General features: G+C 72.6%; 21 protein-coding genes and 1 pseudogene. 12 read left to right on the top strand and 10 right to left on the bottom strand.

Annotated features, from left to right (window positions below):
* Nucleotides 1–86 precede the first annotated feature (86 nt).
* Both B7P34_RS07965 and B7P34_RS39290 read left to right on the top strand, forming a co-directional pair.
* Nucleotides 87–1,514: an MFS transporter gene (locus B7P34_RS07965; RefSeq protein WP_106675108.1), complete on the top strand. Its 1,428-nt coding sequence runs from the start codon at nt 87–89 to the stop codon at nt 1,512–1,514.
* Nucleotides 1,511–1,948, top strand: a complete 438-nt coding sequence (locus B7P34_RS39290; RefSeq protein ID WP_106675107.1) for a MarR family winged helix-turn-helix transcriptional regulator — start codon at nt 1,511–1,513, stop codon at nt 1,946–1,948. The genes B7P34_RS07965 and B7P34_RS39290 overlap by 4 nt, the downstream gene beginning before the upstream one ends.
* Nucleotides 1,949–2,017: 69 nt before the next feature.
* Here B7P34_RS39290 and B7P34_RS07955 read toward each other — a convergent pair whose 3' ends face one another.
* Nucleotides 2,018–2,938, bottom strand: coding sequence for a helix-turn-helix transcriptional regulator (locus B7P34_RS07955; RefSeq protein ID WP_106675106.1), 921 nt, complete (start codon nt 2,936–2,938; stop codon nt 2,018–2,020).
* A 101-nt stretch (nt 2,939–3,039) separates the two neighbouring features.
* On the opposite strand from B7P34_RS07955, the gene B7P34_RS07950 reads away from it, so the two are divergent.
* The 3 genes from B7P34_RS07950 to B7P34_RS07940 all read left to right on the top strand — a co-directional run bounded on the left by B7P34_RS07950 (nt 3,040) and on the right by B7P34_RS07940 (nt 6,783).
* Nucleotides 3,040–4,500: an MFS transporter gene (locus tag B7P34_RS07950; protein WP_223267614.1), complete on the top strand. Its 1,461-nt coding sequence runs from the start codon at nt 3,040–3,042 to the stop codon at nt 4,498–4,500.
* Between the two features lie 184 nt (nt 4,501–4,684).
* The gene (locus tag B7P34_RS07945; RefSeq protein WP_106675104.1) at nt 4,685–5,689 is read left to right on the top strand and encodes an aldo/keto reductase; all 1,005 of its coding nucleotides are present in this window, start codon (nt 4,685–4,687) and stop codon (nt 5,687–5,689) included.
* 506 nt (nt 5,690–6,195) lie between these two features.
* Nucleotides 6,196–6,783 (top strand): TetR/AcrR family transcriptional regulator, encoded by a 588-nt coding sequence (locus B7P34_RS07940; protein WP_106675103.1) that lies wholly within the window; start codon nt 6,196–6,198, stop codon nt 6,781–6,783.
* Between the two features lie 14 nt (nt 6,784–6,797).
* Here B7P34_RS07940 and B7P34_RS07935 read toward each other — a convergent pair whose 3' ends face one another.
* The 3 genes from B7P34_RS07935 to B7P34_RS07925 all read right to left on the bottom strand — a co-directional run bounded on the left by B7P34_RS07935 (nt 6,798) and on the right by B7P34_RS07925 (nt 10,208).
* Nucleotides 6,798–7,433 carry a response regulator gene (locus tag B7P34_RS07935; RefSeq protein ID WP_223267613.1) on the bottom strand — a complete coding sequence of 212 codons (636 nt, stop codon included), beginning with the start codon at nt 7,431–7,433 and terminating at the stop codon, nt 6,798–6,800.
* Complete coding sequence (locus B7P34_RS07930) at nt 7,430–8,689, bottom strand: sensor histidine kinase (protein WP_106675101.1); 1,260 nt, start codon at nt 8,687–8,689, stop codon at nt 7,430–7,432. The genes B7P34_RS07935 and B7P34_RS07930 overlap by 4 nt, the downstream gene beginning before the upstream one ends.
* Nucleotides 8,690–8,840: 151 nt before the next feature.
* Nucleotides 8,841–10,208 carry a glycine--tRNA ligase gene (locus B7P34_RS07925; protein ID WP_223267626.1) on the bottom strand — a complete coding sequence of 456 codons (1,368 nt, stop codon included), beginning with the start codon at nt 10,206–10,208 and terminating at the stop codon, nt 8,841–8,843.
* A gap of 202 nt (nt 10,209–10,410) precedes the next feature.
* Here B7P34_RS07925 and B7P34_RS07920 point away from each other — a divergent pair, with 202 nt between their 5' ends.
* From B7P34_RS07920 to B7P34_RS07905, 4 genes are all read left to right on the top strand, one after another.
* Complete coding sequence (locus tag B7P34_RS07920; RefSeq protein ID WP_106675099.1) at nt 10,411–11,397, top strand: metal ABC transporter substrate-binding protein; 987 nt, start codon at nt 10,411–10,413, stop codon at nt 11,395–11,397.
* A 20-nt stretch (nt 11,398–11,417) separates the two neighbouring features.
* The gene (locus tag B7P34_RS07915; RefSeq protein WP_106675098.1) at nt 11,418–12,185 is read left to right on the top strand and encodes a metal ABC transporter ATP-binding protein; all 768 of its coding nucleotides are present in this window, start codon (nt 11,418–11,420) and stop codon (nt 12,183–12,185) included.
* Nucleotides 12,185–13,075 (top strand): metal ABC transporter permease, encoded by an 891-nt coding sequence (locus B7P34_RS07910; RefSeq protein WP_106675097.1) that lies wholly within the window; start codon nt 12,185–12,187, stop codon nt 13,073–13,075. Before B7P34_RS07915 ends, B7P34_RS07910 begins: the two co-directional genes overlap by 1 nt.
* Nucleotides 13,076–13,180: 105 nt before the next feature.
* Entirely contained in the window at nt 13,181–13,591 is a 411-nt protein-coding gene (locus B7P34_RS07905) for a Fur family transcriptional regulator (protein WP_030368877.1), read from the top strand.
* Between the two features lie 69 nt (nt 13,592–13,660).
* Here the strand turns inward: B7P34_RS07905 and B7P34_RS07900 are convergent, their stop codons facing one another.
* The 3 genes from B7P34_RS07900 to B7P34_RS37365 are packed head-to-tail and all read right to left on the bottom strand — an operon-like array spanning nt 13,661 to nt 15,392.
* On the bottom strand, nt 13,661–14,488 hold the full coding sequence (locus B7P34_RS07900; protein ID WP_106675096.1) for an isoprenyl transferase: 828 nt from the start codon (nt 14,486–14,488) through the stop codon (nt 13,661–13,663).
* A 29-nt stretch (nt 14,489–14,517) separates the two neighbouring features.
* Nucleotides 14,518–15,264 (bottom strand): DNA repair protein RecO, encoded by a 747-nt coding sequence (recO, locus tag B7P34_RS07895; protein ID WP_106675095.1) that lies wholly within the window; start codon nt 15,262–15,264, stop codon nt 14,518–14,520.
* Nucleotides 15,261–15,392, bottom strand: coding sequence for a recombination protein O N-terminal domain-containing protein (locus tag B7P34_RS37365; protein WP_189382569.1), 132 nt, complete (start codon nt 15,390–15,392; stop codon nt 15,261–15,263). The genes recO and B7P34_RS37365 overlap by 4 nt, the downstream gene beginning before the upstream one ends.
* 99 nt (nt 15,393–15,491) lie before the next feature.
* On the opposite strand from B7P34_RS37365, the gene B7P34_RS07890 reads away from it, so the two are divergent.
* Nucleotides 15,492–16,619 carry a hypothetical protein gene (locus tag B7P34_RS07890; protein WP_106675094.1) on the top strand — a complete coding sequence of 376 codons (1,128 nt, stop codon included), beginning with the start codon at nt 15,492–15,494 and terminating at the stop codon, nt 16,617–16,619.
* Between the two features lie 29 nt (nt 16,620–16,648).
* Here B7P34_RS07890 and B7P34_RS07885 read toward each other — a convergent pair whose 3' ends face one another.
* Both B7P34_RS07885 and leuA read right to left on the bottom strand, forming a co-directional pair.
* Nucleotides 16,649–17,347: a TerB family tellurite resistance protein gene (locus B7P34_RS07885; protein WP_223267612.1), complete on the bottom strand. Its 699-nt coding sequence runs from the start codon at nt 17,345–17,347 to the stop codon at nt 16,649–16,651.
* A 236-nt stretch (nt 17,348–17,583) separates the two neighbouring features.
* Nucleotides 17,584–19,278 (bottom strand): 2-isopropylmalate synthase, encoded by a 1,695-nt coding sequence (gene leuA, locus B7P34_RS07880; RefSeq protein ID WP_223267625.1) that lies wholly within the window; start codon nt 19,276–19,278, stop codon nt 17,584–17,586.
* A gap of 372 nt (nt 19,279–19,650) precedes the next feature.
* Here leuA and B7P34_RS07875 point away from each other — a divergent pair, with 372 nt between their 5' ends.
* Together B7P34_RS07875 and B7P34_RS07870 are read left to right on the top strand one after the other, a co-directional pair.
* Entirely contained in the window at nt 19,651–20,712 is a 1,062-nt protein-coding gene (locus B7P34_RS07875; protein WP_106675092.1) for a M4 family metallopeptidase, read from the top strand.
* A gap of 29 nt (nt 20,713–20,741) precedes the next feature.
* Nucleotides 20,742–21,014, top strand: coding sequence for a protealysin inhibitor emfourin (locus tag B7P34_RS07870; protein WP_106675091.1), 273 nt, complete (start codon nt 20,742–20,744; stop codon nt 21,012–21,014).
* A 66-nt stretch (nt 21,015–21,080) separates the two neighbouring features.
* Here B7P34_RS07870 and B7P34_RS07865 read toward each other — a convergent pair.
* A pseudogene (locus B7P34_RS07865) lies at nt 21,081–21,236 on the bottom strand (KH domain-containing protein); the annotation flags it as partial.
* Between the last annotated feature and the right edge of the window lie 48 nt (nt 21,237–21,284).

Raw genomic sequence — 21,284 nt, 5'->3', positions numbered from 1 at the left:
GTACCGCCACGGAGCATTTAGTTGTACTCTTTAAATCATTGGAGATGTACAACTATCTGTTGTGCGCCCGTACCCCAGGGGGTCCCGTGCCCGAGCTCTCCCGGCGCCGCCGGCTGCTGGTCCTCGCCATCTGCTGCACGAGTCTGCTGATGGTGAGCCTCGACAACACGATCCTGAACGTGGCGCTGCCGTCCATGCGGCGCGACCTGCACACGACGGTCCCCGGCCTGCAGTGGACGATCGACGCCTACACGCTCGTCCTCGCCTCGCTGCTGATGCTCGCCGGCTCGACCGCCGACCGGCTGGGCCGTAAACGCGTCTTCCAGGCCGGGCTGGTGCTCTTCACCGCCGGATCCGTGCTGTGCAGCCTGGCGCCGGGGCTCGGCTGGCTCGTCGTCTTCCGCATGGTGCAGGCCGTGGGCGGCTCGATGCTCAACCCCGTCGCCATGTCGATCATCACCAACACCTTCACCGACCCGCGGGAGCGGGCCCGCGCGATAGGGGTGTGGGGCGGCGTCGTCGGCATCAGCATGGCGGCCGGGCCGGTCATCGGCGGGGCGCTCGTCGAGACCACCGGCTGGCGGGCCATCTTCTGGATCAACCTGCCGGTGGGGCTGGCCGCGCTCGCGATGACCGCCCGGTACGTGCCCGAGTCGCGCGCGCCCCGGCCGCGCCGCCCCGACCCCGTCGGCCAGGTGCTGATGATCGTGCTGCTCGGCTCGCTCACGTACGGGATCATCGAGGGCTCCGCGGCGGGCTGGGGCTCGCCGCTCATCCTCGGCTGCTTCGCCGCCGCCGGCTGCGCCCTGGCCGGGCTCGTCGCCTACGAGCGGCGGCGCGACGAGCCGCTGATCGAGCCGAGGCTCTTCCGGAGCGCGCCCTTCAGCGGGGCCACGGTGGTGGCGGTGTGCGCCTTCGCGGCGCTGGGCGGCTTCCTCTTCCTCAACACGCTCTACCTGCAGGACGACCGGGGCCTGTCCGCGCTGGACGCCGGCCTGTACATGCTGCCCATGGCCCTCATGTGCCTGGTGTTCGCGCCGCTGTCGGGCCGGCTGGTGGGGGCCCGCGGGCCGCGGCTGCCGCTGGTCCTCGCGGGGACGGCGATGACGGCGAGCGGCGTGCTGGTGGCGGCGAGCGGCACGGGCACCTCCGCCGGCTCCTCCGACCTGCTGCTGTTCTCCGCGTACGTCCTCTTCGGCATCGGCTTCGGGCTGGTGAACGCGCCCATCACCAACACGGCCGTCTCCGGCCTGCCGCGCGCCCGGGCCGGCGTCGCGGCCGCCGTCGCCTCGACCAGCCGGCAGGTCGGCAGCTCGCTGGGCGTCGCGGTGATCGGCGCGGCGGTCGCGGCGGGAATGCGGGAGACGGGCTGGTGGATCGTCACGGGCTGCGGCGCGGCCGTGCTCGTGGTCGGTACGATCACCACCGGCCGCTGGGCCGCCCGGACCGCCGAGCGGGCCGCGGCCCGGACCGGCCTCCCCTCCGAGCAGAGCAGGATCCCGGTATCGCCATGACCGCGCACGACGACACCCACGCCGCGACGGCGGAGCGCGCCTGGGGGCAGCTGCGGGAGATCGTCCTCGGCGGCAACGAACGCCGCAAGGAGGTCGTCGACGCCCTCGGCATGAGCTTCTTCCGCATCAAGGCCCTGCGACGCATCGCCCGCGGCCCCCTCACCCTCCGCGAGCTGGCCGAGCAGCTGCTGACGGACCGCCCGTACGCGACGCTGGTCGTGGACGACCTGGCGGCCCGCGGCCTGGTGGAACGCACCGCCAACCCGGCCGACCGCCGCTCGAAGATCGTCTCGGCCACACCGGCGGGCAAGGAGACGGCGGCCCGGGCGGAGCGCATCCTGGGCACGCCGCCGCCGGCCCTGCTGGCGCTGCCGGCGGAGGACCTGGCGGAGCTGGAGCGGATCACCTCGCGGCTGGCGGGCCACGGGTCGTGAGCTACGGGGCGGCCGGGCAGGCCGCCCGGCCGGCGCGGCGGCGCCGGACCGCCCCGGCCCGTGGAACGGCTACGCGCCCCGCGGCGGCCCGCTCCGCGTGAGCGCGTCCAGCCGCTCCAGCCGCTCGCGCGTGACCTCGTCCGCCGGGGTGAGGGTGAGCAGCCGGCCGCCCGGGTGCGGGCCGGTCCACAGGCTGGTGAAGTTGAGGCGGAGCTCGCCCACCGCCGGGTGCCGGTGGCCGCGGACCCGGGGCGACGCGACCGGGGCGACCTCGTGGCGTGCCCACATCATGCGGAACTCCGGCGAGGCCGCCAGCAGCTTGGCCAGGAAGCGCTCCCACGCCGGCTCCCCCAGGTGCTCCGCCATCGAGGCGCGGAACCTGGCCGCCATGGCGCGGGTCGTCTCCTCCCGGTCGCAGAGCGTCGCGCGGACCTCGGCGTTGGTGAACGCGAGCCACATGCAGTTGCGCTCCTCGCGGGGCAGCTTGTCGAGGTCGCACATGAGCGCGCTGTACGTGCGGTTGTAGGCGAGGAGGTCGTACCGCGAGTTCTGGATGACGGCGGGGAACGGCTCCAGCTGCTCCAGCATCATCCGCAGGTCCGCGGAGACCCCCGGGCAGTCGGTCTCCGGCATCGGGTCGACCGCGTTGGCCAGCGCGAAGAGGTGGCTGCGCTCGCTGCGGTCGAGCTGCAGGGCGCGGGCGACGGCGTCCAGGACCTGCGGCGAGACCTTGATGTCGCGGGCCTGCTCCAGCCACGTGTACCAGGTGACGCCCACCGCGGCGAGGTGCGCCACCTCCTCCCGGCGCAGGCCGGGCGTGCGCCGCCGCGGCCCGCGCGGCAGGCCCGCCTGCTCGGGGGAGACGCGCTCGCGGCGGCTGCGCAGGAACGCGGCGAGCTCCCCGCGGCGGACGTCGTCGGCGGTGGGGGCGGGGGAGGCGGGCGCGCGCGGGGCGGCCAGGGCCCGGGGCTCCTGCAGCATCGTGGTCATGCCTCCAGCGTGCGCGAGGCCTGCGGCCTGTTCCAGGTAGTGCCGATACCAGGATAAGGACGCTCTGGTACCGGGCTGGGCGGGCGGCCATCGTCGATCCCGTGAGCGATACCCGAACTACTTCCCCTGCCGCCGAATCCGTTGCGAAGCCCGCCGAGGCCCCTCCCCGGTCCCCCGCCCTCACCCCCCTCGGCCTGTTCACCGTGCTGACCGGCGCGGCGCTGCCGATGATCGACTTCTTTATCGTCAACGTCGCCCTGCCCGCCATCGACCACGACCTGCACGCCGGCCCGGCCCTGCTGGAGATGGTCGTGGGCGGCTACGGGGTCGCCTACGCCGTGCTGCTGGTGCTCGGCGGGCGGCTGGGCGACATGGTGGGCAGGCGCCGGCTGTTCATGTGGGGCACGGCGGCGTTCGGCGTGACGTCGGTGGCGTGCGGACTCGCACCGGGAGCCTGGTGGCTGGTGGCCGCGCGGATCGCGCAGGGCGCGGCGTCCGCGCTGATGCTGCCGCAGGTGCTGGCGACGATCCAGGCCACGACGAGCGGGGCGGGCCGGGCCAGGGCGCTCAGCTTCTACAGCGGCACGTCCGGGATCTCCGCCTCGGTCGGCCAGGTGCTGGGCGGGGTGCTGGTCGCCGCGGACGTGGCGGGCACCGGCTGGCGGTCGATCTTCCTGGTGAACGCGCCGGTCGCGGCGATGGCCCTGGTGCTGGCCGCCCGCGCGGTGCCCGAGACCCGCTCCCCGCGCCCGACGCGGGTGGACGGCCTCGGCACGGTGCTGCTGTCGCTGTCGCTGATCTCCCTGCTGGTGCCGCTGACGGAGGGCCGGGCGACGGGCTGGCCGGTGTGGTCGTGGGTGCTGCTGGCGGTCTTCCCCGTGGCGACGGTGGCGTTCGCCGTCACGGAACGGCGCCTGGAGCGGGCGGGCAAGGACGGGCGGACGCCGCTCGTGCCGCCGTCGCTGCTGCGGGTGCGGTCGGTGCGGACGGGGCTGGCCGTGGTGGTGCCGTTCTCGCTGGGCTGGGGCGGCTTCATGTTCGTCCTCGCGGTGGTGCTCCAGGAGGGGCTGCGGCTGGGCCCGCTGGCGGCGGGGCTGGCACTCGTGCCGATGTGCGTGACGTTCTTCGCGGGCTCGCTGGCCGGACCCCGGCTCTTCAGCCGGTACGGGCGGCGGGCGATCACGGCCGGGGCCCTCATCCAGGGCGTGGGCCTGCTCGGGTTGGCCGCGGCCTTCTACTGGGGCTGGGAGGGGCGGGACGTCTGGGGCCCGTGCGCGGCGATGGCCGTCCAGGGCCTGGGCCAGGGCCTGCTGCTGCCGCTGACGCTGCGCACGGTGCTGAGCGAGGTGCCGGTGGCGCAGGCGGGCGTGGGCGGCGGGGTCATGGTCACCACGCAGCAGTCGTTCATGGCGCTGGGCGTGGCCACGCTCGGGTCACTGTTCCTGACGCTGTCGGAGTCGCTGGGGATGCGGGACGCGCTCGCCGTGACGCTGGGGGTGCAGGTGGTGGCGGTGGCGGTGGCGGCGCTGCTCACGCTGCGGATGCCGCGCGTGGAGGCCTGAGCGGGGCCCGGACCGGTGGGGCCCGGACCGGCGAGCCGACACGGGGATGGACTGACGGATATTGAAATCTGTCAGTCCATGTGTCACTCTTCAAGGGAGCCGCAATCCTGCTTACCCGCTCACGGGTGGATTGCCCCGCTATTTCGCGTTTCCACCTCCCCGCCTCCCTTCCGAAGGAGCTCCCGTGCAGCACCGCACCCTCGGCACCACCGGCCCCCGGGTCTCCGCGCTCGGCCTCGGCGCGATGGGCATGTCCGCCCTCTACGGCGAAGCCGACCGCGCCGAGTCCATCGCCACGATCCACGCCGCCCTCGACGCCGGCGTCACCCTGATCGACACCGGCGACTTCTACGGCATGGGCCACAACGAACTGCTCATCGGCGAGGCCCTGCGCACCGCCGGCGAGCCGGCCCGCGCCAAGGCGCTCACCAGCGTCAAGTTCGGCGCCCTGCGCGACCCGGACGGCGGCTGGTCCGGCTACGACGGCCGCCCCGCCGCCGTGAAGAACTTCGCCGCGTACTCACTGCAGCGGCTGGGGGTCGACCACATCGACATCTACCGCATCGCCCGCGTCGACCCCGACGTGCCGATCGAGGAGACCGTCGGCGCCATCGCCGAGCTCGTCCAGGCCGGCCACGTGCGCCACATCGGCCTCTCCGAGGTGGGCGCCGACACCCTGCGCCGGGCCGCGGCCGTCGCGCCCATCTCCGACCTGCAGATCGAGTACTCGCTGATCTCCCGCGGCATCGAGGACCGGATCCTGCCCACCGCGCGCGAGCTCGGCATCGGCGTCACCGCGTACGGCGTGCTCTCGCGCGGCCTGATCAGCGGCCACTTCGAGCGCGACCGGCAGCTCGGCGCGGGCGACTTCCGCGGCATGAGCCCCCGCTTCCAGGGCGAGAACCTCCAGCGCAACCTCGACCTCGTCGACGCGCTGCGCAAGGTCGCCGAGGGCAAGGGCGCGTCCGTCGCGCAGACCGCCATCGCCTGGGTCCTCGCCCAGGGCGAGGACATCGTCCCCCTCGTCGGCGCCCGCCGCCGCGACCGCCTCACGGAGGCGCTCGGCGCGCTCGACCTCACCCTGGACGCGGCCGACCTCGCCGCGATCGAGGAGGCGGTCCCCGCCGGCGCGGCCGCGGGTGCCCGCTACCCGGACTCGCAGATGGCCCACCTCGACAGCGAACGGTGAGCCCTACGGGCGGTTCCGCCGACCTACGTCCCGAGCCGGGTCACCTCCGGTGGGGGTGGGGAGAGGCGCGGCCTCTCCACGCCCCCCGGCCCGACGCCAGCCCGGCACCGCCGGGATCCACCACGGTGGTTGCGCGCCAGGGCGGCGGAAGGGAGCCGCGCCCCACGCTCCCTGCCGGCCCGGCAAAAAATCCCGCCGCAACGGCGAGAACCCGGACGGCGCGACCCGGCGGTGCCATGCCGCCCCGACCCGAGGCCCGGTCCGGCACCGCCGGTCACCTCCGGTGGGGGTTGCGCGCCACGGCGGCGGTGGGGAGAGGCGCGGCCTCTCCACGCTCCCCGGCCCGAGGCCGGCCCGGCGGCGGAATGGGGAGGCGCCGCGCCTGCCGCCAGGCACAACGTGGTGGAACGGCCGGAGGGGGCGGCCCCCACCGGGGACCGGCCCGGTACCGTCCATATGGGCGCATCACCGGGACCGCCCGCCCCCGTCGAAAGGTACGAGCCCGTATGCCGCCCGAGCCGCTGACTCCCGAGCGCATTCTCGAAGCCACCGAGGACGTGCTGCGCCGCTACGGCCCCGCCAAGGCCACCGTGGTCGACGTCGCCCGGGCTCTGGGCGTCAGTCACGGGAGCGTCTACCGGCACTTCGGCAGCAAGGCCGCCCTGCGGGAGGCCGTCACGCAGCGCTGGCTGGACCTGTCGCACGCGGAGCTGTCGGCCGTCGCGGGCGCGGAGGGCCCCGCCGGGCCGCGCCTGCGCGCGTGGCTGGCGGCGCTGTTCGCCGCGAAGCGGCGCAAGGCGGGGGACGACCCGGAGCTGTTCGCCACGTACATGGTGCTCGTGGGCGAGAACAGCGCCACCGTCGACCGGCACATCGAGACGATGATCGGCCAGCTCGCGCAGATCATCGAAAGCGGCATCCGCAGCGGAGAGTTCGCGGAGCCGGGAAGCGGCGCCGCGGCCACGGCCCGCGCCCTCTGGGACGCCACGAACCGCTTCCACGACCCGGCGTACGCCGCGGACTGGTCGCTCCCGGGGATCGACGCCGCGTTCGACGCGGTGTGCGATCTGCTGCTGCGCGGCCTGCAGGGCTAGACCGGGCGGACCCGTCAGCCCACGCCCAGGAACCGCAGCACCGCCAGCACCCGCCGGTGGTCCGCGTCCGCCTTCGGCAGGTCCAGCTTCGCCAGGATCGAGTTGATGTGCTTGGCCACGGCGCTCTCGCTGACGACCAGCGCCTGCGCGATGCCCGCGTTGGACCGCCCGGACGCCATCAGCTCCAGCACGTCCCGCTCGCGCGGCGTGAGCCGGTCGAGCGGATCGCTGTGCCGGCGCAGCAGCAGCTGTGAGACGACCTGTGGGTCGAGCGCGGTGCCGCCGCCCGCGACACGCCGCAGCGCGTCGATGAACTCCTCCACGTCGGCGACGCGTTCCTTGAGCAGGTAGCCGACGCCGCGCGTGTCGCCGGAGAGCAGGTCGGCGGCGTAGCGCTCCTCCACGTACTGGGAGAGCAGCAGCACGGCCGTGTCCGGCCACTGCTTGCGGATGACAAGTGCGGCTCGTACGCCCTCGTCGGTGAAGCCGGGCGGCATGCGGACGTCGAGGACGACCAGGCCGGGCCGGTGCTCCTCCACCGCGGCCAGCACCGCTTCCGCGTCGCCGGTCTCCGCGACCACGTCGAATCCGGCCGTCTCCAGGACCTTCACCAGGCCGATCCGGAGCAGGACGGAATCTTCGGCGATCACGGCGCGCACGGCAGCTCCACGGTGACTACGGTCGGGCCCCCCGCGGGGCTGCTGATCGAGAACGTGCCGTCGACCGACGCGACCCGCTTGGCCAGCCCCGCCAGCCCGGTGCCGCCTTCGGGGGCGGCTCCGCCCACGCCGTCGTCGGTGACGACGACAAGAAGTATGCCCCCGCGCGTTTCGACGCGGACATCGGCCCGGCCCGCGCGCGCGTGCTTGACGACGTTGGCGAGCGCTTCGGAGACGACGAAGTAGGCGACGGCCTCGACCGCGGGGGCGGGCCGGACAGGCAGGTGGACCGTCAGCCCGACGGGCAGGGGCGCGCGTTCGGCGATGCCGGACAGCGCGGCGTCGAGGCCGCGGTCCTCCAGCACGGCGGGGTGCAGGCCGCGGACGAGGTTGCTGAGTTCGGCGATGGCCTCCTTGGCCTCGCGGTGCGCCTCGTCGATGACCTTGCGGGCGTCGTCGGGCAGGTCCTTGAGCGTCACCTTGGCCAGCCCCAGGTTGACCGCCATCGACACGAGCCGCTGCTGCGCGCCGTCGTGGAGGTCGCGTTCGATGCGGCGGCGTTCGGCGTCGGCGGCGTCCAGGACGCCGGCGCGGCTCTCGGTGACCTCCTCGACGCGCATCTGGAGGAGTTCGGCGCGGCTGGGGCCGAGCCGGGCGGTGGCGGTGCGGGTGTCGAGCCGGGTGAGCGCGCGGGAGAGCCAGGCCGCGCCGTACAGCCCGGCGAGGCCGGTGGCGGTCACGTAGACGGCCTGGGTGGTGTAGCCGAGGTGTTCGACGCGCGTCTCGGGGGGCAGCGCCCAGATCCAGACGTAGACGCCGGCGGCGACGCCGGCCGCGGCCCACAGCAGGAGCGTGAGCGCGCCGGCCAGGGCGATCAGGGGGCCGGCCAGCAGGTGGTACCCGATCTGCCGCCAGGTCGCGGGGGTCCGCAGCCACTGCCGGGCGCGGTCCGTCCGCGACGCGCCGGCCACGGCGGGGAGCCGGGGGATGGCCACGCCCAGGCGGGTGCGGAAGCGGGCGGTCTGCGCCGCGGTCAGCACGGGCGTGGCCAGGGCGACGGCGCTGAGCGGCACGAGCACGGCGACGATCACGCTGAGCGCCTCGGTGGGCCCGCCGTTCAGCCACGGCACCGCGAGGACGAGCAGGGGGGCGAGCTGCACGAGGATGCCGGTCGTCAGGAAGGCGACGGCCCGGCCCACGCCGTCGAAGGGTTTGCGCAGGACCCGGGCCACGCTGGTGATTCGCATGCCCAAACGGTAAGGCCGCAGGTCAGGGCCGTTCCATGGCGCTGCTTTCCGTTCTCGGGGTGGTGCTGTCACCACCCCGAGAACGGGAACGGGGACGGCCCCGGCCCCCGCCGAGCGGGGACCGGGGCCGTCGGGCCGTGACGGGCGGTCGTCAGCAGCCGAGCAGACGGGAGCCCAGGTAGCCCTCGATCTGGTCGAGGGAGACCCGCTCCTGCTTCATGGTGTCGCGCTCGCGCACGGTCACCGCGTTGTCCTCGAGCGTGTCGAAGTCGACCGTGACGCAGAACGGCGTGCCGATCTCGTCCTGGCGGCGGTAGCGGCGGCCGATCGCGCCCGCGTCGTCGAACTCGATGTTCCAGTTCTTGCGCAGGTCCGTCGCGAGGCCCTTGGCCTTCGGGGAGAGCTGCGGGTTGCGGGACAGCGGCAGGACGGCGACCTTGACCGGGGCCAGGCGCGGGTCGAGGCGCATGACGACACGCTTCTCCATGACGCCCTTGGCGTTGGGGGCCTCGTCCTCGTTGTACGCGTCGAGCATGAAGGCGAGCATGGCGCGGTTGAGGCCGGCCGCCGGCTCGATGACGTACGGGAACCAGCGCTCGCCGGCTTCCTGGTCGAAGAAGGTGAGGTCCTGGCCGGAGGCCTGGGAGTGGGCCTTCAGGTCGTAGTCCGTGCGGTTGGCGATGCCCTCCAGCTCGGAGAACTCGGTGCCGCCGAAGTTGAAGCGGTACTCGATGTCAGTGGTGCGCTTCGAGTAGTGGGAGAGCTTCTCCGCGGCGTGCTCGTACCACCGCATGTTCTCCTCGCGCATGCCGAGGCCGGTGTACCAGCTCCAGCGCTGCTCCATCCAGTACTCGTGCCACTTCTCGTCCTCGCCCGGCTTGACGAAGAACTCCATCTCCATCTGCTCGAACTCGCGGGTGCGGAAGATGAAGTTGCCCGGCGTGATCTCGTTGCGGAAGGACTTGCCGGTCTGGGCGATGCCGAACGGCGGCTTCTTCCGGGAGGTCTGCTGGACCTGGGCGAAGTTGGTGAAGATGCCCTGCGCGGTCTCGGGGCGCAGGTAGCTGACCGAACCGGAGTCCTGGGTCGGGCCCAGGTGGGTGGAGAGCAGGCCGGAGAACAGCTTGGGCTCGGTGAAGGCGCCCTTGTTGCCGCAGTTGGCGCAGTTGATGTCGGCGAGGCCGTTCTCGGGCAGCTTGCCGTGCTTGGCCTCGTACGCCTCCTCCAGGTGGTCCGCGCGGTAGCGCTTGTGGCAGGAGGTGCACTCGGTCAGCGGGTCCGTGAAGGTCGCGACGTGGCCGGACGCCTCCCAGACCTCGCGGGCCAGGATCACCGACGAGTCGAGACCGACGACGTCGTCGCGCGAGGTGACCATGGAGCGCCACCACTGGCGCTTGATGTTCTCCTTGAGCTCCACACCGAGCGGACCGTAGTCCCAGGCGGCACGCTGTCCGCCATAGATCTCACTGCACGGATAGACGAAGCCACGGCGCTTGCTCAGGCTGACGATGGTGTCGATCTTGTCGGCGGCCACGGTGCTCTCTTCATTGCGACGACGAACAGCGAATGATTCAGGTTACCGGCGCTGCACCCCCTCTCATCAAATCGGCTCTGGCCTTGGCTTGACCACGCCGTTCCGCGATCACCCGCGGGCCCCTTTTTGGGCCTCTTTGAACGCCTCTTGTTGACAATCGTTTCCATCTTTGTTGAAAATGACTGTCATGAACGTAAGTCGTCCGCTCCGTGCCCGCGCTCCCCGAATACGCACCGCCGCCGTCGCCACGGCCGCCGCTCTGGGGCTGCTCGGCCTCTCCGCCTGCTCCTCCGCCGACGGCGCGGGCAAGGCGGCGGACGGCAAGCTCGCCGTGGTGGCGTCGTTCTACCCGATGCAGTACCTCGCCGAGCAGATCGGCGGCGACCACGTCAGCGTGACCAGCCTGACCAAGCCCGGCGTCGAGCCGCACGACCTGGAGCTCAAGCCCCGGCAGATCGGCTCCCTCGCCGACGCGGGCGCCATCGTCTACCTCAAGGGCCTCCAGCCCGCCGTCGACGAGGCGATCAAGCAGTCGAAGAACGAGCACGCCGTGGACGTGGCCTCCCTCACCGCGCTGGAGCAGCACGGCACCGAGGTCGACGGCCACCACCACACCACGGGCGACAACCACTCGCACTCCGAGCACGAGGGCGGCTCCGACCCCCACATCTGGCTCGACCCGGTGAAGTACGCCGAGGCCGCCAAGGGCGTCGCGAAGACCCTCGCGGAGGCGGACCCGGAGCACAAGGGCGACTATGAGAAGAACGCCGCCGCCCTGGCGAAGAAGCTCGGCGCCCTCGACGCGAAGTTCAGGGACGGCCTGAAGAACCGCGCCTCGGACACCTTCATCACCACCCACGCGGCCTTCGGCTACCTGGCGGAGCGCTACGGCCTCACCGAGGAGTCCATCAGTGGCCTCGACCCCGAGTCGGAGCCCAGCGCCGCCCGCATCAAGGACCTGCACGCGCTCGCGGAGGAGCACCACGTCTCGACGATCTTCTTCGAGACGCTCGCCAACCCGGCGACCGCGAAGACGCTGGCCAAGGACCTGAAGCTGAAGACCGACGTCCTGGACCCCATCGAGGGCATCACGGACGACTCCAGGGGCCACGACTACGTCGAGGTCATGGAGGCCAACCTGGCCGCCCTGCAGAAGGCGCTGGGCACCAAGTGAGCGCCCGGGAGGAGATCACCATGGAGCAGCCCGTCATAGCCCTGCGGGGCGGCGTCGCGAGCCTCGGCGGCCGCCCCGTGCTGCGCGGCGTGGACCTGGCCGTGCGCCCCGGCGAGGTCGTCGCCCTGCTCGGCGCCAACGGCTCGGGCAAGTCCACCGCCGTGCGCAGCATCGTCGGCCAGGTGCCGCTCACCGGCGGCGAGCTGGAGCTGTTCGGCACCCCGCAGCGCCGCTTCCGCGACTGGGCCCGCGTGGGCTACGTCCCGCAGCGCACCACCGCCGCCGGCGGGGTGCCCGCGACCGTCCGCGAGGTCGTCTCGTCCGGGCGGCTCGCCCGCACCCGGTTCGGGATGATGCGCAGGGCCGACAAGGAGGCGGTCATACGCGCCCTGGAGCTCGTCGGCATGGCGGACCGGCTCGGCGACCCGGTGGACGCGCTCTCCGGCGGCCAGCACCAGCGGGTGCTCATCGCCCGCGCCCTGGCCGGCGAACCCGAACTGCTGATCATGGACGAGCCGATGGCCGGCGTGGACCTCGCGAGCCAGGAGGTGCTCGCCGAAGCCCTGCGCGCCCAGGTCGCCCGCGGCGCGACCGTCCTGCTCGTGCTGCACGAGCTCGGCCCGCTGGAGCCGCTCATCGACCGCGCGGTCGTCCTCCGCGACGGCTGCGTCGTCCACGACGGGCCCCCGCCGGAGGCCGTGGGCCAGCACGCGCTCCCCGGCCACGACCACGTACACCCGCACGCCGGACCGGCTGCGGAACCGATTCGGACAGGGTTGCTGACCTGATGGACATCCTCGACCTCGCCTTCATGCAGCGGGCGCTGCTCGCGGCGCTCCTCGTCGGCGTCACCGCGCCCGCCATCGGCACCTACCTCGTCCAGCGCCGCCAGGCCCTCATGGGCGACGGCCTCGGCCACGTCGCCCTCACCGGCGTCGGCCTCGGCTTCCTGCTGAACGAAAGCCCCGTGTGGATGGCCACCGCGGTGTGCATCGCGGGCGCCGTCGTCATGGAGCTGATCCGCTGGTACGGGCGGACGCGCGGCGACATCGCGCTGGCCATGCTCTTCTACGGCGGCATGGCCGGCGGCGTGATGCTGATGAACCTCTCCGACAGCGGCTCCAGCGCCAACCTGAGCAGCTATCTCTTCGGGTCGATCGCCACGGTCTCGGAGGAGGACCTCGTCGCGATCTGCATCCTGGCCGCCTTTGTGATCCTCACCACGGTCGGGCTGCGCCGCCAGCTCTTCGCCATCTGCCAGGACGAGGAGTTCGCGCGCGTCACCGGGCTGCCGGTGCGGATGCTGAACCTGCTCGTGGCCGTCACCGCCGCCGTCACCGTCACCGTCGCCATGCGCGTCGTGGGCCTGCTGCTCGTCAGCGCCCTGATGGTGATCCCGGTGGCCGCCTCGCAGCAGATCGCCCGCAGCTTCAAGGCGACCTTCGCCCTGGCGGTCGGCATCGGCGTCACCGTGACGGTGTCCGGCACCGCCACGTCCTACTACGCCGACGTGCCGTCCGGCGCGACCATCGTGCTCTTCGCCATCGGCCTGTTCGTCGTCCTCACGGCGCTCGCCACGCCCCTGGCGAAGCGGCGGGCGGGGAGGACGGCGGCCGCGGAGGAGTGCACCCTGGAGGCGCCCGGGGAGCGCACGGCGGCGGACGACGTCAGGGTCTGACGCCCGCCGGGGCCCGTCGGGGCTTGCCCACCCGCTCTCGCGGACTGGCACAATTGCCGTGCGACATGTGCGGATGGGTGTTCATGCGAGCTGGAGGAGGCAACTGTGGCGACGGCGGGTCCCCCCGTACGCGGCCGGTCCACCAAGCAGCGGGCAGCGGTGGCGGCCGCGCTCGACGAGGTGGACGAGTTCCGTAGCGCGCAAGAGCTCCACGACATGCTCAAGCACCGCGGTGCCTCGGTCGGCCTGACCACGGTCTACCGCACGCTGCAGTCCCTCGCCGACGCGGGCGAGGTCGACGTGCTGCGCACCAGCGAGGGCGAGGCGGTCTACCGCCGCTGCTCCAGCGGGCACCACCACCACCTGGTCTGCCGGCTGTGCGGCAAGGCCGTCGAGGTGGAGGGCCCCGCCGTAGAGAAGTGGGCCGACTCCATCGCGGAGGAGCACGGCTTCGTGGACGTCGCGCACACGATCGAGATCTTCGGCACCTGCGGGGACTGCGCGGCGAAGCGCTGACGCACGCATGGGAAGGGCCCCGGGCATCGCCCGGGGCCCTTCGCGCGTGCTACTCCGAAGTCACGCGCGCTACTCCGAAGCGCCGCCGTCCTCCACGGCGTTCGGGATCGCGCCGCCGAACCGGCGGTCCCGCTGCGCGAACTCCAGGCAGGCGTTCCACAGGTGGCGGCGGTCGAAGTCCGGCCACAGCACGTCCTGGAAGACCATCTCGGCGTACGCGCTCTGCCAGATCAGGTAGTTGGAGGTGCGCTGCTCGCCGGAGGGCCGCAGGAAGAGGTCCACGTCCGGCATGTCCGGGTAGTAGAGGTACTTCGCGAAGGTCTTCTCGGTGACCTTGGACGGGTCGAGGCGGCCCGCCCGCACGTCCTCCGCCATCGCCTGCGCCGCGTCCGCGATCTCCGCGCGCCCGCCGTAGTTCATGCAGAAGTACAGCGTGAGCTTGTCGTTGTCCTTGGTCTGCTCCTGGGCGATCTGGAGCTCCTTGGCCACCGAGCGCCACAGCTTGGGCATGCGGCCCACCCAGCGCACCCGGATGCCGAGCTCGTCGAGCTGGTCGCGGGTCTTGCGGATGAAGTCGCGGTTGAAGTTCATCAGGAAGCGCACCTCGTCCGGCGAGCGCCGCCAGTTCTCGGTGGAGAAGGCGTAGAGGGAGATGCTCCCGACGCCCATCTCGATCGCGCCCTGCAGCACGTCCAGCACCCGCTCGGCGCCGACCTTGTGGCCCTCGGTGCGCGGCAGGCCGCGCTCCTTGGCCCAGCGGCCGTTGCCGTCCATGACGATCGCCACGTGCTCGGGGACCAGCTCACCGGGGATCTTCGGCGGCCGCGCCCCGGTCGGGTGCGGGTCGGGTGTGCGGTACTCGCGTCGGGAACGGCCCAGAATCCCGCGTCGTGCCATGCGTGCCACTACTCCTTGGTCCCTTTTCCCTATTTCTCGACATACCGGAGCGAGCGGAGGCCCCGCTCCAGGTGCCAGTGCAGATATGCCGCGACCAGGCCGCTGCCTTCTCTGACGTGGCGCGGCTCGCAGGCGTCCGCCGTAGCCCAGTCGCCGGTCAGCAGCGCACCGAGCAGCCCGATCGCCTCCGAGGAGGGTACGACGCTTCCGGGCACCCGGCACTCACCGCAGACCACACCGCCCGCGGCCACCGAGAAGAACCGGTTCGGACCGGGCATTCCGCACCGGGCGCAGGCGCCGAAGCTGGGCGCGTAGCCGTTGACGGCGAGGGAGCGCAGCAGGAAGGCGTCCAGGACGAGGCCCGGGGCGTGCTCGCCCGCGGCGAGCACGCGCAGCCCGCCGACGAGCAGCAAGTACTGCTGGACGGCCGGTTCGCCCTCGTGGTCGGTGAACCGCTCGGCGGTCTCCAGCATGGCGGTGCCGGCGGTGTAGCGGGCGTAGTCGGTGACGATGGAGCCGCCGTACGCGGCGATGGTCTCGCTCTGCGTGCACAGCGGCAGGCTGCGCCCGACGAGCTCGCTCCCCCGCGCGAAGAACTGCACGTCGACGTGCGAGAACGGCTCAAGGCGCGCCCCGAACTTCGACTTGGTCCGCCGCACGCCCCGGGCCACGGCCCGCACCCGCCCGTGCCCGCGCGTGAGGAGGGTGATGATGCGATCGGCCTCGCCCAGCTTTTGCGTGCGCAGCACGATGCCGTCGTCGCGGAAAAGACTCATCGCGCACCCCCACGGGTTTCCGGCCGGGGGTCCGGGGGTTGCCCCCCGGGAGAAAGCAGCATGATGCGATCGGCCTCGCCCAGCTTTTGCGTGCGCAGCACGATGCCGTCGTCGCGGAAGAGGCTCATAGGGCTATTCTCCCGTACCCACGAGGGCGTCAGCGCCCGCGCCTGACGAGGGCACAATGTGAGCGCCATGTCGATCTTCCTCCCCCCAGTGAGTACCCGGTGACCTCCTCCCGCCGCCGGCGCCGCAGGCGCCGCCATCCCGTCCGTTCCGCCGCCGCCGCGAGCCTCGTGTGCGTGCTCGCCGCGCTCTTCCTGCTGTTCGTCACCGTGCCCGGCAAGCGCGCCGACAGCCGGGCCTTCGCGACGGCGTCCGCGTGCGTGGGCGACGAGCCGGCCCTGGAGTGCCGCAAGACGATCGAGGGCACGGTGAAGGGCACGGAGACCGTGCCCCGGGGCAAGACGACGCACTACTGGCTCACCATCACCGGCCGCGGCGGCGACACCCACCGCGCCGAGATGAACGGCCCGGCCTCGGTCTTCGGCAGGGTCAAACCGGGCGACCCGGTGAAGGCGACCTACTGGCGGGGCAAGATCCGCTTCGTCGACTTCCGCGGCACCGTGCAGCTCACCGCCGACCAGCCGAAGGACGCCTACCGCCTGCCGTTCGCCTGCGGCATGGGGCTGCTCGCGCTGGGCGGCACCTTCGCCTGGCTCACCTACTGGATGGTCCGGCAGGTCGGCCGCCACCCCGCCCGCTACGCCTGGCAGGCCACCGTGCTGCCGTGCGCCGGCGTCCTGACCGGAATCGTCGCCTTCCTCGCCCCCATGGTCACGGACACGATGCCGACCGCCCTGGTGCTGACCGGGGCGGGCACGGTGCCGGTCGTCCTGGGCGCCCTGTGGCGCATCAGGGTGCGCCGCCGGCAGTCGGAGGAGTTCGAGATCGCCCCGGTCGTGCCGGAGCGGGAGGAGTGCGTCGAGGGCGGCGTCGCGGCGCGCACCCCGTACCGCGGCGAGCTCATCGGCGCGTACCTGGTGGTGGGCCCCGGCCTGCTGGCGGTGACCCCCGACCCGGAGGGCCGCGCCCTGCGCAGGGTCCTGCCGCGCACGCTGGTCGTCGAGCGCGTCCGCGTGCCGTACTGGTCGGACCCGTCGGGCGTCACCGCGGAGACCCGCGGCTGGCGGAAGGCGCTCCGCCAGGTGGTCCTCGTCTGCCGCGACGGCGACGACGAGGTGCTCATCGGCGTGCAGCGCAAGCACGTGCCGTGGGTGCTGGGCGCGCTGCAGGGGCCGGCGGCGCCCGGGGAGCCGCAGGCGCCCGCCACCGCCTCGGAGAGCCGGGCGTAGCGCCGCGGACAGGGGGTGCGGGGCCGCCGCTACGAAGGGGTCCGCGCCGCGGCCAGCAGCCGGTCCGTGTCCTCCGGGGGGAGCATGAGGGCGCGGCCCACCGTGGCGAGGACCTCGCGCTCGGCGGGCCGGTAGGGCCCGTCGGCCAGGGCGATGCGGGCGCCCTGCAGCAGGATCGATTCGCGGCCCGCGGGCGCGAGGTGGGGGGCGAGGGGCTCCAGGGCCTCGTGGAGCTCGATGGCCAGCGCCGTGCCCCGGGGGTCGAAGCCGTCCCGGCCGGCGTAGGGCGAGGGGGTGCCCAGGTCCGTGCCGTACGCCCCGGGGAGGCGGCCCGTGTCGGCGGCGAGGGCCTCGATCAGGGTGATCAGCTGTTCCTCGCTGCAGTCCACGAAGCCCGCCGCCCGGACGGCGCCCACGGCGGCTCTTCGGACCGTGCGGGCCTCGGTGCCGCCCGCGGCGAGGACGGCGAGCGCGACGGTGTGCACGGCGTCGCGCAGCATCGCCGAGAAGCGGGTGGTGGTGGGGTGGTCGAGGACGTCCGTGCCGTAGCGGGCGCGGCACGCGGAGCACTCCACGACCGGCCCGACGGGGCCGCGCGGCAGCAGCGGCAGGCCGAAGGCGACGAGGCGGCGGCGCCCGGTGCGGCGGCGGTAGTTACGGTCGCCGCCGCAGCCGGGGCAGTAGAACTCGCCGTCGCCGACCGTGCGCCACACGGTGCGTACGCCCACCACACACCGGTCCCGGCCGGGTCGGCCCTGCGCGTGCATCACGGCGCACACCTCCATAACCGCACGGCCTCGTCGCCGCGTTGACGTGATGTTAGCCACATCGATGATGCGACGTCAGTACCCCGTGCGCAGACGACGGGCGTCATACGGGGGATCTCGCCACGAGGCCACCGGATACGGTGGTTTCGCCCCGGAGCGCTTGACGGCGGGCCGTCCCGGGGCGCGGTACCGCCCGCTCAGGCCCGGTAGGCCCGGTTCACCGCCGAGACCACGGCCTTGATCGACGCACGCGTGGTGTTCGGGTCGATGCCGATCCCCCACAGCACCTTTCCGTCGATCACACATTCGATGTACGAGGCCGCCCGCGCGCTGGCCCCCTCGCTCATGGTGTGCTCGGTGTAGTCGAGCAGGCGGGCGTCGACCCCGGTGGCCCCCAGCGCGTCGAAGAACGCCGAGATCGGGCCGTTGCCCGTACCGGTCAGGACCGTGTCCACGCCGTCCACGACCGCCTCGACGGTCAGCGCGTCCGTGCCCTCGCTGGTCGTGGAGGCCTGGGCGCTGCGCAGGGCGATCCGGCCCCACGGGTCGGCGTCCGTGGGCAGGTACTCGTCCTGGAAGACCGCCCAGATCTCCTGCGGGGTGACCTCGCCGCCCTCGGCGTCGGTCCGGGCCTGGATGATCTTCGAGAACTCGATCTGCATCCGGCGCGGCAGGTCCAGCTTGTGGTCGTTCTTCAGGACGTACGCGATGCCGCCCTTGCCGGACTGCGAGTTCACCCGGATGACGGCCTCGTAGGACCGGCCGACGTCCTTGGGGTCGATCGGCAGGTACGGCACCGCCCACTCGATGTCGTCCACGGTCTTCCCCGCGGCTGCCGCGTCGGCCGCCATCGCCTCGAAGCCCTTCTTGATGGCGTCCTGGTGGGAGCCGGAGAAGGCGGTGTAGACCAGGTCGCCCGCGTACGGGTGGCGCGGGTGGACCTCCATCTGGTTGCAGTACTCGGCGGTGCGCCGCACCTCGTCGATCTGCGAGAAGTCGATCATCGGGTCGACGCCCTGGGAGAACAGGTTCATGCCCAGGGTGACCAGGTCGACGTTGCCGGTGCGCTCGCCCTGGCCGAACAGGCAGCCCTCGATCCGGTCGGCCCCGGCCATGATCGCCAGCTCGGCGGCGGCGACGGCGGTGCCCCGGTCGTTGTGCGGGTGCACGGACAGGCAGACGTGCTCGCGGCGGGACAGGTGCCGGGACATCCACTCGAAGCGGTCGGCGTGGGTGGAGGGCGTGGAGCGCTCGACGGTGGCCGGCAGGTTCAGGATGATCTCGCGGCCGTCCTCGGGCTGCCAGACGTCCATGACGCCCTCGCAGACCTCCAGGGCGAAGTCCAGCTCGGTGTCGGTGAAGATCTCCGGGCTGTACTGGAAGCCGAAGACCGTCTCGTCGCCGAGGATCTTGTCGGCGTACTCCACGACCAGGCGCGTGCCGTCGACGGCGATCTGCCTGACCTGCTCGCGCGAGCCGCGGAAGACGACCCGCCGGAAGACCGGGGCGGTGGCGTTGTAGAGGTGCACCGTGGCGCGGCGGGCACCGCGCAGGGACTCCACCGTGCGCTCGATCAGCTCCTCGCGGGCCTGGGTGAGGACGGAGATCGTCACGTCCTCCGGGATCGCGTCCTCCTCGATGATCGAGCGGACGAACTCGAAGTCGGTGGCGCCGGAGGACGGGAAGCCGACCTCGATCTCCTTGTAGCCCATGCGGACCAGCAGGTCGAACATCTCGCGCTTGCGGGCCGGCGACATCGGGTCGATCAGGGCCTGGTTGCCGTCGCGCAGGTCGGTGGAGAGCCAGCGGGGCGCCTTGGTGATCCGCCGGTCCGGCCAGGTGCGGTCGGGGATCTCCACGGCCTCGTAGGGGCGGTACTTGTGCACCGGCATCCCGGAAGGGCGCTGGGTGACCGTGGCGGCGGTCAGGGGGGTGGGACGGCCGACGGAAGCGGGGGTCGTCTCAGGCATCTGCGGGGGCTCCTCGTATGTCCTTCTGGGACCTTGGGAACGGCCGACGGGCGGGTCACCGGGTGACCGCAACGCCTCACTCCGCGGGGAGGGGGTCGGCCGATCGACTACAGGCCCTCGCCGCGGCAGCTAAGAAGAAGCAGCCCGAAACGCATGATGCACAGCACCGTAGCCGAGCCGGACGGGATGCGGTACGGGCGTTCCAGCATGCGGGACACGGAACGGTGCCACTCGATTGTGTTAATCGGTGCGCCGGGGCCTGACAAGGCCGGGGGCCGCTGCCAGATTCGGGCCATGACTACCCAGAACCACGGGATCTTCTGCGGCATCGTCCCGCCGCACGTGCTCGACCGCCTGGCCCAGTCCGAGGACCCCCGGCACCACGAACCCGCGCGCAGCACCCTGGAGCACGACGGCGCCCTGCGCACCCGCCGCCGGGTCACCGCGCTGCAGACGACCGCGGCCCCCTCGGCGGGCACCCCTTCCGACAGCCCGCGGCGGACGATCTACGACGCCCAGCACCGGGCCACCCAGCCCGGCAAGAAGGTCCACTCCGAGGGCGAGGCCCCCTCGAAGGACGCGACGGTCAACCGGGCCAACGCCGGGCTCGGCGCCACCTTCGAGCTCTACCTCAAGGTCTACGGCCGGCACTCCATCGACGACGCGGGCCTGCCCCTGGACGCCACGGTCCACTACGGCCAGGGCTACAACAACGCGTTCTGGGACGGCAGCCAGATGGTCTTCGGGGACGGCGACGGGGACATCTTCCTCGACTTCACCATCCCGGTGGACGTCATCGGCCACGAGCTCACCCACGGTGTCACCCAGCACACGGCCAACCTGGAGTACTACGGCCAGTCCGGGGCGCTGAACGAGTCCGTCTCGGACGTCTTCGGCTCGCTGATCAAGCAGTACGCCCTGGGGCAGACCACCGACCAGGCCGACTGGCTGATCGGCCAGGGCCTGCTGGGGCCCGGCATCGACCACGGCGTGGCCCTGCGCTCCATGAAGGCCCCCGGCACGGCCTACGACGACGACGTCCTCGGCAAGGACCCGCAGCCCGCGACGATGGACGACTACGTCCGCACCTCGCGCGACAACGGCGGCGTGCACATCAACTCGGGCATCCCCAACCGGGCCTTCTACCTCGTGGCCGGCGCGCTCGGCGGGCACGCCTGGGAGCGGGCCGGGAAGGTCTGGTACGCGACGCTGACCGGCGGGCAGCTGGCGTCGGACGCCCAGTTCGCGGACTTCGCCCGGCTGACGGCGGCGACGGCGCGGACGCTCTACGGCGAAGGCGACGAGGTCCAGGCCGTCCTCAAGGCGTGGTCGCAGGTGGGCGTACCCACCTCGTAAGGGCCGCCCGCCGGGGCGAGAATGGCGCCATGCGGATCGTCATCACCCGGACCGGCGGGTTCGCCGGCATCGAGCGGAGGGCCGAGCTGGACACGAACGGCCGGCCCGACGCGACCCACGTACAGGCCCTGGCCCACCGCGCGCTCGCCGCGTCGCCCGCCGAGGCGGCGGCCGTGCGGGGGGTGCCGGACGGCTTCCGCTACGAGATCGACGTGGACGGCCGCACGGTCCACTGCGCGGACCCGCACGTCAGCCACGACCAGCGCGAACTGATCAGGCTGGTCCTCAGGGAGGGCGCGTAGCCGGCGGTCTTCACAAGCCACCGCGGCGAGGGTCCGGCGGAATGTGCGGCTACCGGACCCGTACGTCTAAAAACCAAGCTTCCGTAGCTGCTTCGGGTCGCGCTGCCAGTCCTTGGCGACCTTCACGTGCAGGTCGAGGTAGACCGGGGTACCGAGGAGCGCCTCGATGTGCTTGCGGGACTTCATGCCCACCTCCTTGAGACGGGCCCCCTTCGAGCCGATACCCCTCTTTCTCGGCCGCCCTCGCGGGCGCTTCGCTGGCTTCGGACG

It is taken from the genome of Streptosporangium nondiastaticum (assembly GCF_003011965.1).
GTDB lineage: Bacteria > Actinomycetota > Actinomycetes > Streptomycetales > Streptomycetaceae > Streptomyces > Streptomyces nondiastaticus.
Note: the sequence above shows the minus strand (reverse complement) of the source record. Positions and strands in the feature narration are given on the sequence as shown.

Coding starts and splice junctions, on each gene's coding strand:
- B7P34_RS39290 (WP_106675107.1), top strand. CDS start 1,511: ATGACCGCGCACGACGACACCCACGCCGCGACGGCGGAGCGCGCCTGG.
- B7P34_RS07955 (WP_106675106.1), bottom strand. CDS start 2,938: ATGACCACGATGCTGCAGGAGCCCCGGGCCCTGGCCGCCCCGCGCGCG.
- B7P34_RS07940 (WP_106675103.1), top strand. CDS start 6,196: ATGCCGCCCGAGCCGCTGACTCCCGAGCGCATTCTCGAAGCCACCGAG.
- B7P34_RS07930 (WP_106675101.1), bottom strand. CDS start 8,689: ATGCGAATCACCAGCGTGGCCCGGGTCCTGCGCAAACCCTTCGACGGC.
- B7P34_RS07920 (WP_106675099.1), top strand. CDS start 10,411: ATGAACGTAAGTCGTCCGCTCCGTGCCCGCGCTCCCCGAATACGCACC.
- B7P34_RS07915 (WP_106675098.1), top strand. CDS start 11,418: ATGGAGCAGCCCGTCATAGCCCTGCGGGGCGGCGTCGCGAGCCTCGGC.
- B7P34_RS07910 (WP_106675097.1), top strand. CDS start 12,185: ATGGACATCCTCGACCTCGCCTTCATGCAGCGGGCGCTGCTCGCGGCG.
- B7P34_RS07900 (WP_106675096.1), bottom strand. CDS start 14,488: ATGGCACGACGCGGGATTCTGGGCCGTTCCCGACGCGAGTACCGCACA.
- recO (WP_106675095.1), bottom strand. CDS start 15,264: ATGAGTCTTTTCCGCGACGACGGCATCGTGCTGCGCACGCAAAAGCTG.
- B7P34_RS37365 (WP_189382569.1), bottom strand. CDS start 15,392: ATGAGCCTCTTCCGCGACGACGGCATCGTGCTGCGCACGCAAAAGCTG.
- leuA (WP_223267625.1), bottom strand. CDS start 19,278: ATGCCGGTGCACAAGTACCGCCCCTACGAGGCCGTGGAGATCCCCGAC.
- B7P34_RS07875 (WP_106675092.1), top strand. CDS start 19,651: ATGACTACCCAGAACCACGGGATCTTCTGCGGCATCGTCCCGCCGCAC.
- B7P34_RS07870 (WP_106675091.1), top strand. CDS start 20,742: ATGCGGATCGTCATCACCCGGACCGGCGGGTTCGCCGGCATCGAGCGG.